Source organism: Pseudochelatococcus lubricantis (assembly GCF_042432495.1).
Taxonomy (GTDB): domain Bacteria; phylum Pseudomonadota; class Alphaproteobacteria; order Rhizobiales; family Beijerinckiaceae; genus Pseudochelatococcus; species Pseudochelatococcus lubricantis.
This window is the reverse complement of the sequence record NZ_JBHLXC010000007.1, coordinates 122,905-136,020: the sequence shown is the minus strand read 5'-3', so window position 1 is coordinate 136,020 and position 13,116 is coordinate 122,905. Positions and strand designations below refer to the sequence as shown.

Annotated in this window: 9 protein-coding genes; 6 read left to right on the top strand and 3 right to left on the bottom strand. The window is 66.4% G+C overall.

Annotated features, from left to right (window positions below):
* Positions 1 to 10 precede the first annotated feature (10 nt).
* Together ACFFJ7_RS14200 and ACFFJ7_RS14195 are read right to left on the bottom strand one after the other, a co-directional pair.
* Entirely contained in the window at positions 11 to 1,228 is a 1,218-nt protein-coding gene (locus ACFFJ7_RS14200) for an MFS transporter (RefSeq protein WP_166952186.1), read from the bottom strand.
* A 196-nt stretch (positions 1,229 to 1,424) separates the two neighbouring features.
* Positions 1,425 to 2,399 (bottom strand): AraC-like ligand-binding domain-containing protein, encoded by a 975-nt coding sequence (locus ACFFJ7_RS14195; RefSeq protein WP_166952189.1) that lies wholly within the window; start codon positions 2,397 to 2,399, stop codon positions 1,425 to 1,427.
* 221 nt (positions 2,400 to 2,620) lie between these two features.
* Here ACFFJ7_RS14195 and capB point away from each other — a divergent pair, with 221 nt between their 5' ends.
* From capB to ACFFJ7_RS14165, 6 genes are all read left to right on the top strand, one after another.
* On the top strand, positions 2,621 to 4,399 hold the full coding sequence (gene capB / locus ACFFJ7_RS14190; RefSeq protein WP_377593152.1) for a caprolactamase subunit beta: 1,779 nt from the start codon (positions 2,621 to 2,623) through the stop codon (positions 4,397 to 4,399).
* 26 nt (positions 4,400 to 4,425) lie between these two features.
* Positions 4,426 to 6,528 carry a caprolactamase subunit alpha gene (gene capA, locus ACFFJ7_RS14185; protein ID WP_377593150.1) on the top strand — a complete coding sequence of 701 codons (2,103 nt, stop codon included), beginning with the start codon at positions 4,426 to 4,428 and terminating at the stop codon, positions 6,526 to 6,528.
* Between the two features lie 103 nt (positions 6,529 to 6,631).
* Complete coding sequence (locus ACFFJ7_RS14180; protein WP_377593148.1) at positions 6,632 to 8,020, top strand: purine-cytosine permease family protein; 1,389 nt, start codon at positions 6,632 to 6,634, stop codon at positions 8,018 to 8,020.
* A 334-nt stretch (positions 8,021 to 8,354) separates the two neighbouring features.
* Positions 8,355 to 9,662 (top strand): lipase/acyltransferase domain-containing protein, encoded by a 1,308-nt coding sequence (locus ACFFJ7_RS14175; protein ID WP_377593146.1) that lies wholly within the window; start codon positions 8,355 to 8,357, stop codon positions 9,660 to 9,662.
* A gap of 23 nt (positions 9,663 to 9,685) precedes the next feature.
* A complete protein-coding gene (locus ACFFJ7_RS14170; protein ID WP_377593144.1) occupies positions 9,686 to 11,410 on the top strand; it encodes a gluzincin family metallopeptidase in 1,725 nt (574 codons plus the stop codon).
* A 1-nt stretch (position 11,411) separates the two neighbouring features.
* Positions 11,412 to 12,566, top strand: a complete 1,155-nt coding sequence (locus ACFFJ7_RS14165; RefSeq protein ID WP_377593142.1) for a ComEC/Rec2 family competence protein — start codon at positions 11,412 to 11,414, stop codon at positions 12,564 to 12,566.
* Between the two features lie 13 nt (positions 12,567 to 12,579).
* Here the strand turns inward: ACFFJ7_RS14165 and ACFFJ7_RS14160 are convergent, their stop codons facing one another.
* A complete protein-coding gene (locus ACFFJ7_RS14160; RefSeq protein WP_166952211.1) occupies positions 12,580 to 12,993 on the bottom strand; it encodes a hypothetical protein in 414 nt (137 codons plus the stop codon).
* Positions 12,994 to 13,116: the final 123 nt, after the last annotated feature.

Here is a 13,116-nt window from a genome sequence, read left to right as displayed (position 1 = left end):
GGCGGCAGCGTCAGGCGGGGTTCGGCCCGCGAAGCCTGCCGCGGATGGACAACAGGCCGGCTACGGTCAGCGCGGCGAAGCCCGCCCCTGCGAGGAAGGTGCCCTGCGGACCGGTCACCTCCCACAGCGCCCCCGCGAGGATGCTTGCTGCCAGCAGTGCCGCGCCGGTGACGAGGTTGAACATGCCGAACGCGGTGCCGCGCAGTTCCGCCGGCGCCGCATCGGCAATCAGCGTGGCCAGCAGCCCCTGTGTGAAGCCCATGTGCAGCCCCCACAGCGCGACGCCGATGACGAGGCTCGTAAGCCCGCCGGTGAAGGCGAGCACCCCGTCGGCGACGATGAGCCACAGAAGGCCGACGATCAGCAGCGTCACCCGGTCCATGCGGTCGGCCAGCACGCCGACCGGATAGGCCGAGAGCGAATAGGCGAGGCTCATGATCACCAGCACGATCGGAACGAAGGCCGGCGACAGGCCGATGGACTGCGCCCGCAGGATGAGGAATGCCTCGCTGAAGCGGGCGAGCGTGAACACCGTCGCCACCGCCACCACCCACCAGTAGCTCCCGCCGAGGCGGGCGAGTTCGTCGCGCCGCAGCGGCATGCGGACCTTGCGCAGCGCCTGCGGCCGCTCCGGCTCCGTCACGCCGAAAAGCATGACGGCAACCGACAGGAAGGCGGGAATGACGGCGATCCAGAACACCGCCTGAAAATTGTTCACCGTCAGCCACATGAGGCCGATGGCAAGCAGCGGGCCGATGAAGGCGCCGACCGTGTCGAGCGACTGCCGCAGGCCGAAGCTGGCGCCGCGCAGGTGCGGCGGCGCGATATCCGCGATGAGCGCATCGCGCGGGGCGCCGCGAATGCCCTTGCCCACGCGGTCGACGAAGCGGGCGGCGACGAGCCAGCCGAGCGAGGGCGCCAACGGAAACACCGGCTTGGTAATCGCCGCGAGGCCATAGCCTAACGCGGCGAGGAACTTGCGCTTGCCGAGCCAGTCGCTGAGCGCGCCGGAAAAAACCTTGGTAATCGCGGCGGTAGCTTCCGCGATACCCTCGATGATGCCGACGGCGAAGGTCGACGTTCCGAGCACGGTGACCATGTAGACGGGCAGCAGCGCATGGATCATCTCCGAGGAGACGTCCATCAGCAACGAAACCAGGCCGAGCGCCCAGATACCGGCGGGAATGCGCTGGCGCCCGGCGCCCGGCTGGGTGGTCTTTGCCGTCATGGTGGATCGCGCCCCCGCCTGTTTCCGTCGCGGACCTCAAGGACACGCCGCGCCACGACTCACGTGCGAACCTTGCACCGTTAAAGTCGACGCCGCCGATCTTGACAAGCTGGAAGGCGACCTTGAGGCGGAACCGCGCTGCCTCGCGCCGGCGCGTCGCCGGACGGGCGCCGGAAGACGATATCAGATGATGGCGTCAGGCTGGGCCGTCCGGCGGGAAAACGCCCAGCGCGGCCTTCCTGTACTCGCCCGGCGAACAGCCGACGGCGCGCTTGAAGGTGCGGGAGAAATGCGCCAGATCGCTGAAGCCGCGGCGGTAGCAGATTTCCGCGATCGACAGTTTCAGCCCCGGCAGGCACAGGTCTTTCTTGGTGGCCTCGATGCGCGTGTCGCGGATCCACTGCCCGAGGCTGCGGTCCGTATCACGGAACAGCTCATGCAGGTAGCGCTCAGATATGCCGCAGCACTGCGCGATGAACTCCGGCCCCAGATCGTGCCGGTGGAGGTTCTGGCGGATGAAGTATTGTGCCCGGCTGACATGGGCCGCCCGCACCGACGAACTGCCCGACGTCAGCGTGCGCCCGTCCGCATGGACCGACAGGGCCAGCAGATCGATGAGCTGGCAGCCCACCGCGCGCCGCGAGTCCAGGTTCATGGTCTCGAAACGCTCCGGAATGTGGTGGATCATGTCCACGAACAGCCCGGAAACGCCGTCGATGGCGTTGAACTGCAACCCGCAAAAGCGCTCCGGCACCGGCACCTTCTCGGCGAGCGCGGTCGCTTCCACCTTCATCACCCACAGGTCGGCCTTTTCGCCGTAGCTGAACTCGTAGGGCTCGTGGCTGCGTTCGAGGATGTAACCGCCCGGGCGACAGTGCACCTCCCGGCCCGCCTGTGCGAAATAGACCTCCGCCTTCGCCGGGATCGTGATCAGGATATGCTCCAGCTCGTCGCGGGCGACGTGACGCGGCAGCCGGTGATAGGACAACGCCTCCGAGCGCAGGCGGGACAGCGAGACGCTGCCGAGTGTCCACTGGTCCAGCCGGCCGCCGAAGCGATCCGGTTCCTTGAAGTTCAGATCGAGCGGAAAATAGGCCTGCGCCACCGACCGGTGCCAGTGGGCGCTTCTGTTCCGCATGTCCACGCCGTTTGTCGTGATGAGTGTTCCCATTCGACGACCTCCCCCTGATGCCTGATTATTGCATCAGTTTCCGATCTGACAAATACGCAGGCCCCGGTTGCGCCCGGCGACAATATTTTATGCGCTGACGCGCAAAGACGGCGGCGCCCCACTGTTCCTAACCTGACGATCGGGGAACCAAACGAGAGCGGGAACGGGGGAAAGCCGCACCGGCGGCAACGGTTCCGCTCGCCTTTCCGACAGGTGGGAGAATGCAGCAATCATTTGACAAACAGCCGCCCGCACAGGGCGGCGCCGTGGATCCGATCACGCTTTCCGTCGTCCGGGGGATTCTCGAAACGACCCAGCGCGAAATGACACTGTCGCTGGAAAAGACGGCGCGGTCGAGCGTGTTCAACCTGGCGCACGACTATTCGACGGCGCTCTTCAACGCCCGGCCGGAAATGATCCTGCAGGGGCAGGACATTCCCATTCACCTTGGCTCGCTGATCCCGGCCATGAAGGTGATTGCCGCCTATTTCGGCGACGACATCCACGAGGGCGATCTCATCATCCACAACGATCCCGCCTATGGCGGCAGCCACGCCATCGACACCTGTATCTACAAGCCCGTGTTCTACAAGGGCAAGCTCGTCTACTGGACAGTCTGCAAGGGGCATCTGACGGACATTGGCGGCCCGGTTCCCGCCGGCTACAACCCCGATGCCAAGGAAATCTATGCCGAGTGCCTGCGTATCCCGCCGGTCAAGATCTGGGATCGCGGCAAGCCGCGCACGGACGTCATCAACCTGATCCTCACCAACCTGCGCGCCCGGCGCGATCAGGAAGGGGACTTCAACGCGCTGATCGGCGCCTGCCAGGTTGGCGAGCGCAGCCTCATCCGCATGCTCGACAAATACGGCGAGGAGCAGATCGACGCCTGCATCGACGAATTGCTGGCGATGGCCGAGCGGCAGATGCGCGGCCTCATCCGCGCCGTGCCGGACGGCACCTACACCGGCACGGCCGTGCTGGAGGACGCCGGCCACGGCTTCGGCGATTTCGACATCACCGCCACCGTGACGATCGACGGCGACAATTGCCGCATCGCCATCGACAGCCCGCCGCAGGTGCCCTACTTCATCAATTCCTACGAGGGCAACTCCTATTCCGGCGTCTATCTGGGCCTGATGATGTTCGCCCAGTTGCCGCCGCCCTACAACGAGGGCCTCTACCGCTGCGTCAGCGTCGACATGGGGCCGAAGGGTACGCTCTGCAACGCCCGCGAGCCCGCGCCGCACATGAACTGCACGACGACGCCGATGGAAACGCTGACGGACGCCGTCCGCCTCGCGTTCGAGAAGGCGATGCCCTCCAAGGTCGCCGCGTCGTGGGGCCACGCCAACGGCCTCAATATCGCCGGCTGGGACAAGCGCCACAACGAGGAATACGTCACGATGGTGCTCGCCACCATCATCTCCGGCGCAGGCGCGACGCCGCATCAGGACGGCTGGCACGCCTGCGGGCCGGAATGCTGCTTCGGCGCGCTCACCTCGGGCGACGTGGAGCTGCTGGAGCACTCCTATCCCATCATCGTTCACCGTTATTCGCTGCTGACGGACAGTTGCGGCGCCGGGCTGCATCGCGGCGGTTCCGGCACGGCCTGGGAGGTGGAGCCGCTCGACGGCGAGATGACCTTCATCATGTTCGGCGAGGGCCGCCGCATCCCCGCGCTGGGGGCGGACGGCGCCACCTCCGCCATGACGGAAACGAAGGTCGGCAGGCTCGAACTGAAGCGCGGCGGCAAGGTGGAGACGCTGCGCCGCAACACCATCGGCGTCATCGGGCCGGGCGAAACCGTCACCAACATCAACCCCGGCGGCGGCGGCCACGGCGATCCACGGAAGCGGCCGGTCACCCGGGTGCTGGAGGACGTCAGGCTTGGGCTCGTTTCCGTCGAGGGCGCGCAGCGGGACTACGGCGTCGTCATCAGCGACCTCGAAACGCTCGCCGTCGACATCGAGGCGACGCAGCGCCTGCGCGGCGCGTGACCGGAACTTTTGCAGGGATTGCGACAATGGATAGCAAGTACAGGCTCGGCATTGACGCCGGCGGCACATTCACGGATTTCGTTCTGGCGGAAAAGTCCGGCCAGACGCGGCTCTACAAGGCTCTCTCGACCCCGTCCGACCCGACCATCGCCATGGAGAACGGGCTGGCGCTGATCGCCGAGGACCTCGGCACCGATATCCGGGACATCATCTCGAACAGCGACCTGTGCATCAACGGCACCACGGTCGGCCTCAATGCATTGATCCAGTTCAGGGGCGCGCGCACCGGGCTGATCTGCACGGCGGGCCATGAGGATTCCATCGAAATCCGCAACGGCCACAAGGAAGACGGCTACCGCTACGACGCGACATACCCGCCGGCCGTCATGCTGGTGCCGCGCAACCTGCGCCGGGGCGTGCGGGAGCGCGTGCTCTCGAACGGCGATATCCGCGTGCCGCTGGAGGAGGAGGACGTGCGCGAAGCCTGCCGGCTGTTCCTGCGCGAGGGGATCGAATCGGTGGCGATTTCCTTCGTCTGGTCGGTGCTGCAGCCCGAACACGAGCGGCGGGCGGCCTCGATCGTGCGCGAGATGATGCCGGGCGTGGCGCTCACCGTCGGCAGCGATCTCTATCCGCAGGTGCGCGAATACACCCGCACCTCGACAGCTGTCACCAACGCCTACCTCTCCCCGATCCTGAAACGCTACGTGACGGCGGTAGACGCCTATTTCCGCACGCACGGCGCCCGCGCGCCGGTGCGCTACTTCCAGTCCAACGGCGGCCTTGCGGTGGGCGGCTTCGTGGCCGACCACGCGGTCTACGCCATCAACTCCGGCCCTGCCTCCGCGCCGCGCGCCGGGCTGCACGTGACGGAGCCCTTCGGCTACCGGAACGTCATCACCGTCGACATGGGCGGCACGTCGTTCGACATCACCCTGACCTACGACGGCGTCACCAACCTGAACAAGAACATCGATTTCCTGCGCTACCGCATCGGTGTGCCCATGATCCAGGTCGAGACGCTGGGGGCCGGCGGCGGTTCCATCGGCTGGATCGACGACATGGGCCTGCTGCAGATGGGCCCGCAAAGCGCGGGTTCCGATCCGGGGCCGGCCTGCTACGGCCGGGGCGGCACGGAGCCGACCACCACGGACGTCAATCTCGCCCTCGGCTACCTCAACACGCAGGGCCTCGTCGGCGGCCGGCTGCCGCTCGATGTCGCCAGAGCGCGGGCTGCGATAGAGACACGCATCGCCGGGCCGCTCGGCATCAGCCTGGAGCAGGCCGCCTACGGCATGTTCACCATCGTCAACGCCAACATGGTGAACGGCATCCGGCGCGTATCCATCGAGCGCGGCTACGATCCGCGCGACTTCGTCCTCGTGTGCGCGGGCGGGGCGACGGCCGCCCACATCACGGCGATCGGCCGCGAAATGGGCATCGATCGCATCCTGATCCCCAAACTGGCCTCCGGCCTGTGCGCCTTCGGCCAGATCATCTCCGACATGAAATACAACCACATGGCGACCTGCCCCGCCCGTCTCGACAACGGCGACGCCTATGCCCGCATCAACGGGCTGTTCCAGGAACTCGAAGCGAACGGACGGGAACAGCTCCGCAAGGACGGCTTCGACGACAGCCGCATCCGCATGAGCCGCAGCCTCGACATGCGCTATGTCGGACAGGTCCACGAATGCACGGTCGAGGTCGACGTCTTCGACATCGATGCAAGCACCGTGGACCGGCTGAAGGACGCCTTCCACCGCCGCCACGAGCAACTCTACACCTACAGCGAGCCGAACAACACCGTCGAGGTCGTCAACATCGAGAGCACGCTGTACGGCGTGGTCGACAAGCCGGGCAGGAACAGGCTCGCCGCCGGGCGCGGCGCCGGGCACGCGCAGAAGGGCGTGCGCGACGCCATCTTCTCGCGCGACGGCGCATACCGGCCCGCCCCCGTCTACGACGGCAACCTGCTCGGCGCCGGCGACCGCCTCGAAGGCCCCGCCATCATCGAGGAGGAGACGACGACCATCGTCGTCGAACCCGGCTGGACGGCAGAACTGCACGAAAGCGGCAGCTACGTGCTGATAGCGTCCGCCCGCCATTCGGCGAGCGCTCCTCACTGAACGGCGGCCAACCGTGCGGCGCCCGGCAGGGCCCGCACGAGACGGCGATACGCCACCGGGAACGACACAACAGACGCATGACAAAATGCGAGGGGAACCTATCATGGCACATCAGGGAACAACGGAGAGAGGGGAGACCGGCACCCTCGACTATTCGGCCGTCGCCGTGCCCGAGAACGCACGCATGTCGAAGGCAGGGCTGACCATGGCCTGGTGGGCCGTGTGCAGCGCTGTCTTCTACATCGTGGTCGGTGCCTCGATGGCGCTCAATTTCGGCACATGGAACGCCATAATCGGCATGCTGCTGTCGGTGATCACCTACGGCGCGATCAACGCGGTGCTGAGCCGCTTCGCCATCCGCACCGGCCTGTCGGTGGCGCTGTTCTCGCGCATCCTCTTCGGCAGTATCGGCGCGAGCATCGCGACGCTCATCTTCTGCGCGACAGCCATCTACTATGCGGTTTTCGAGGGCTCGGTCATCGCCGTGGGGATCAATACGGTATTTCCTGCTATATCGTATCAGGTCGCGGCGCTCATCGTCGTTATCTACAGTGCGTTGCTGATCTTTGGCAGCATCCAGAACTGGCTCGACAAGTTCAACGGCGTGCTGCTGCCGGTTTACCTTCTCGGTCTCGTGACGGCGACGGGGCTTGTCATCGCCGAATACGGCTACAGCGACAACTGGCTGCGCCTCGGCCCTGCCGGTGGTCCGCCCGCCGGCGGCTGGTGGTCCTGCTTCGTCTATTACATGGGCATCTGGGTGCTCATGATGTTCACCTTCGATTATGCCCGTTTCGGCCGCAAGGAAGACGCAGACTATCATGCCTTCTTCAACTTCGGGGTGCCGTTCTACCTGATGGCATTCCTGGTCAGCGGCCTGTTCGGCATCTTCATGGTGGGTTCCGTCCCCAACGACGGGGCGATTTCGGAAGTGTCCGTATTGCTGGCGCTGCTCAAGCTGATGGGCGTCTGGGGGCTGGTCTTCGTCTGGGTGACGCAGACGCGCATCAATACGGCGAACTACTATCTCGCCGCCGTCAACATGGAAGCGTTGCTGTCGCCGCTCGGCAGGCTGCCCTTCGGGCGCATCGGCTGGGCCGTGGCGGTCGGCGCCGTCGTCTATGTGCTGATGCTGGCGGACGTCTTCGGCTATCTGCTGCAGGCACTCGCCTATCAGGGCATTTTCGTGGTCGCCTGGGTTGCCGTCGCCCTCGCCTACATCGCCGGCCGACGCCATACGGGCGCGACGGACGACGCTATGGCCGGCCGCGTCGCCAACGCGCCGGCCTTCGAGCCCTGCGGCCTGATTGCCTGGTTTGCCGCGACCGCGCTCGGCATCGCCCTTTACCTGGCCGGCGGCCCCTACGCGGAGGTTTCCGCGCCAGCCACCGCGATCGCGGCCTTCGTCTTCCATTATGCCGGCATGATCCTCACGAAAGCGCAGCCGCGCGCCGCTGCGCCGGTGGAGCGGGCGCGGTCGCTCGACCGGTAATATCGTCCCGGCGCAAGAAAGCGCTTGGCGCTTGCGTCGGGACAAGATCAAACTTGCGGCCAAGCTTTTCCGGATGGGAATTCTGTCAAACGACAGTGCACGGGACGCCCTGTCTTATAAATTTCATCCTCCGGTGAAAAGATAGTCAGGTCCTTGTAATAATACATATCGGCATACTGTCAGTATATATCTGCTGTTATACCCCGCGCGGACGGCGCCGGGGCGCGCGCCTCGCTGCATGCGGCGGGTGAGTGGCCGGGCGCGGCACCTGTCCGGCTCCGACAGGTCACGCGGGCGAGAGAATGTCACGCGAGCAGACGGAACAGGGGACCTCATGGAAAGCGTCATTTTCGTTCCCGGCATCATGGGAACCGCCCTCAGCACACCGGACGGACAGGAGGTATGGCCGCCGACGGCGTGGGAGACCCAGTTCGGCTACAGACGCAAGGCCGATCTGATGCGGGACGATCTCGTCGCCGGCGACGTCATCCGCAATGTCCTGTGTTTCGATTTCTACCGTCCGCTGATCAGGCAGCTGTCGGAAATCGGATTTCCGGAGGACGGCGCCGACAAGAAGCTGACGATCTTTCCATACGACTGGCGCCTCGACCTCGAAACGACGGCCGGCAAGCTGGCCGAGACGATCGCGAAACGCCACGACGAGGGCGCGACGTCAATCACGCTCATCGCCCACAGTATGGGCGGGCTGATATCGCGCCTCGTGCTCGAATCCGGAAAATATGATGCCGAGCCCTGGTTCGGCAAGATCGGCAGCTTTCTGGCACTCGCCACGCCGCATCTCGGCGCGCCGCTGGCGCTGGCGCGCGTTCTCGGCCTCGACAGCACGCTCGGCATCAGCGCGGCGGATTTCCGCGACCTTGCGAACGACCCCCGCTACCCGTCCGGCTACCAGCTTCTGCCGGCCCCCGGCGAAGCCGCGTGCTGGAACATCGCCAGCGAGACGCTCGACCCGCTCGATATCTACGACCCGCAGGTCTCGGCGGCGCTCGGCCTCAATCCCGCGCTGCTGGAGCGGGCCCGCTACGTCCACGACACACTCGGCCGCGGGGCCGCGCCCGCGCACGTCCGCTACTTCTATTTCGCGGGAACGGGACACAAGACGGCGACGCGCATCAACTTCGGCCACGGCGAGCCGAAAATCACCGTATCGGACGACGCCGGCGACGGCACGGTGCCGGTGTGGAGCGCGTTCCCCCGGCTGGGGCAGAAGCAGGCAGTGGTGGGCGAGCACGCGAGCTTCTTCACCGCCACCGCCTTCAAGCCGGTGTTCTATCGCCTGCTCGGCGCGGCCTCTCCCACACCGCCGCTGGGCGTCGCGCCCGCCGTCGACCTGTCGGTGCACGCCATCTCGCTGAAGAAATCGGAAACGATCGAACTGCTGCTCGTGCCGCCCTCCCCCACGGGCGAGATCAGCGGCACAATCGCGCTCATGCGGACCGACGATCCCGCCACGCCCTTCGCCCCCTTCGGCCCGCCGGTCACGGTCGCCTACAAGGGGCCGGCGGTTCCCCAGCTTCGGCTGATCCTTGAGCCGGCCGGGCAGCCGGGGCTGTTCCAGGCCGCTTTCACGGGCCTGCCGGGCAACTCGCCGGCGGTCCAGTTCGCCGTCACGGACCAGTAGGACCGGATCGGCAGGAGACGGACATGGCGACCGAAAACACCGCGGCAACGGGCAAGGTGCGGCTGCAATACATGGTGCGGGACCCTGTGAGCGCCGACGACGGCAGGGACCTGCTGGAAGGATGGGACTACAAGGCCTCGGAGGCGATGCTCGACGGACCGGTCTGCCGCCGTGTCGCCGTCGTCGACATCGATCCCGACACGGGCGCGGTCAACGCCGGTGCGCCCTTCGTGCCGCCGAAGAAGGGCGCCAAGCTCGGCCGCTACCGGATCAAGGATCCGACGCGGCCGCACGCCGCCGATTTCCAGCAGGTCAGCGTGTTCGGGGCGGTCATGAAGACCATGGCGATGTTCGAGGAGGCGGACGTGCTCGGCCGGCCGCTGCGCTGGGCGTTCGACGGTGAGCAGTTGCTCGTCGTGCCGCGCGCCGGCCGCATGGCGAACGCCTTCTACCACCGCGATTCCCGCAGCCTGCAGTTCTTCTTTTTCGAGGCGACGGTGAGTGGCGCCGACACGACCGTCTACACCTGCCTGTCGCCGGACATCGTCGCCCACGAGACGACGCACGCCATCCTCGACGGCATCGCCCCCGATCTCTATGACGCGACGTCGCCACAGGCGCTGGGCCTGCACGAGGCGATCGCCGATCTCAGTGCCGTCATCTTCGCCATCCGCACGCGCCGGCTGCGGCTGGAAGTGCTGAGGTTGTCGCGCGGCGACCTGCGCAATGCCGGCGCCTTCAATGAGATCGCCAACCATTTCGGCGCCGCGGTCGCCGGCGACGCGCGCCCGCTGCGCGATCTTAACAGCGGCGTCTCCTTCAGCGGCCCGGGAAGGCGACCGGCGTCGCACGCCCCGCACGACATCAGCGAGGTGCTGTCGGGTGCGCTCTACCTGCTGCTGGTGAAGGAGCACGACGACATCAAGCGCGCGATCGCCGCGGGCGCGGGCGGCCTCGAAGAGGAGGACGGCGGGCAGGCCGCCGGCCCCGGCGACGAGGAGCTTTACCAGGCCTCCGGCAGGGCGCTCGCCATCGCGGGCAACAAGTTCAAGCGCATCGTCTTTCGCGGGCTGGATTATCTGCCGCCGGGCGAAATCTCCTTCGCCGACTACGGCCGGGCGCTGATCGCCGCCGATACCGCCTCCAATCCCGATGACGACGATGCGCGCGCCTTCATCAGGAAGGAGTTCGTGCGCCGGGGCATCGTGGCCGATGCCGGCGAACTCGTCTCGCCCCCGCCCACGCTCGCGCTGCCCGCCGATCTCGACCTCGACCTGCTCGTCCGCAGTGACTGGTCGGCCTACCAGTTCGCCGAGAAGCACCGCGAGGCGCTGATGATCCCGCCCAACGTGCCCTTCGACGTGCGCCCCCGTCTCTCGGTCGTCAAGACGGTCTACAGGTCGACCGGCGAGGCCGAGACGCACGAATGCCTCTTCAAGGTGGCGTGGCGGGAGAACCGCACGGTCGACCAGGGAGGCGGGTTCTTCGATGAGATCAGCATCATCTACGGCAGCACGCTGGTCATCGACCGGGATACCGGCGAGGTTCGCGCGCTGCTCTCGACGAGCCCGCGCCATCCCTCCCAGCAGGCGGAGGCGACGGCGGCGAACAACGCCATGCGGCTGGCCTACGTGGCCGACTGCTTCGACAAGGGATTGCTGGAAATCGGCTCTCCGGACGTGCAGATCCAGAACCGCACGCTGCGGCTGCGCGCCATGGGGCAGATGCTGCATATGAGGGGCCATTGACATGCAGGCGCTCAGGGTCCGCATCTACAACGTGCTGTTCGGCGACGCCATTCTGGTCAGCATTCCCGAGATCGACGGCAATGGCGAGGAGACTGTCGTCCATCTGCTGATCGACGTCGGCAACGCGCTCGCCGGCGCCGGCGGCGACGATTCCGTCTTCAGGAAGGTGCTCGAAAACATCCGGGACGAACTCGCCGGCAAGCCCGTCGACCTTTATCTGATGACCCATGAGCACATGGACCATATCCAGGGGCTGCTGTACGGTGCGGAGAAGCTCGATATTCCCCTGCGCGCGACGCGGGTATGGATGACCGCCTCGTCGGCGGAGGACTATTACCGGCGCTTTCCGGAGGCACGGAAGAAACGTTCCCTCGCGCTCGCCCTCATCAGGAGCGTGACGAAGTTCTTCCGCAAGAGCGCCGCGCCCGTGCCGCCGGGCGTCGCCGCGCTGTTGGCCATCAACAACCCGCGTGCCAGCAAGGACTGCGTCGACCATATCCGCAAGCTCGCGGACCATCCGCTCTATATTCATCGTGAGGCGCCGGTCGGCGGCAGCCACCCGTTCCGCCGCACGCAGGTGCGCATCCTCGCCCCGGAGGAGGATACATCGATCTATTACGGCCGGCTGGGGCCGGACATGTTCGGCGCCATGGCGGGCAACGCCGTGCCGACCGCCTTTCCCGCGCAGACGATCACGCCGCCGGCCGGCGTCTCCGCCGGCGATTTTTTCGATCTCGTCCGTTTCCGCTCGAACGGCATGGCGGGCAATCTGCGTACCATCGACAAGGCCGCCAACAATTCGAGCGTGGTGATCGAACTCGAATGGGAAGGCTGGCGCCTGCTGTTTCCGGGCGATGCGGAAGAGAAAAGCTGGGAGATCATGGACCGTCGGGGGCTCTTGCGGCCCGTGCATTTTCTCAAGGTCAGCCATCACGGCAGCAGGAACGGCACGCCGCCCGTCGTCACCGACAAGGTGCTGCCCGAGACCGCACCCGACGGACGGCAACGGCGCGCCGTGGTCTCGACGCGCGTGGGTGCCTATGAGGGCGTTCCCGATACCGAAACGCTGGCGACGATCGCGGCACGGGCGCAGCTCTTCGACACGCGCACACTCGAACCCGGTGCATGGTTCGATCTGGAGTTCGCCGCGCCGTAGGAGGTGCCGCCGCCTATAACGGCAGGCGTAGCCAGCTCAACAGTTCGCCCGCCGCGATGCCTCCGGCCGACGCGACCGTGGCTCTGACCGACGCGACGGAACTGTCAAGGAAGGCGACGACATGCTCCCGCGTGCCCGACGGCCGCGCGGGCCCGGCTGGCGGCGAAACGTCGAGGGGCGGGATGGCGGCAGGCGATGCCGGATCGCCGTAATGCGAAAGCAGGAGCGGCGCGCTCCCGGGAGTTTTCACCGTGCAGCGGGCTGTCACGAGTGGATAGGACGCGCGCTCCGACGCGATCTGTTTGCCGATCGCGGCCCGGCAGGCCTCGACGCTCGACCAGCCGGACGACACCGTGCGGACGTCCCTGCACACGACGCCGTCGCAATCGCAACCGGCCAGCAGCATCAGGACGACCACCGTCTTCATCGGCCTTCTCCCTTGCCCCGCGCCATCCTTAGCCGCCGCAGTATCAGGCGGGGCGGAACCGCGTTCACGAATCCGATCAACGATGTGACCGCGATGCTGATGAGCTGTATATCCAACATATGC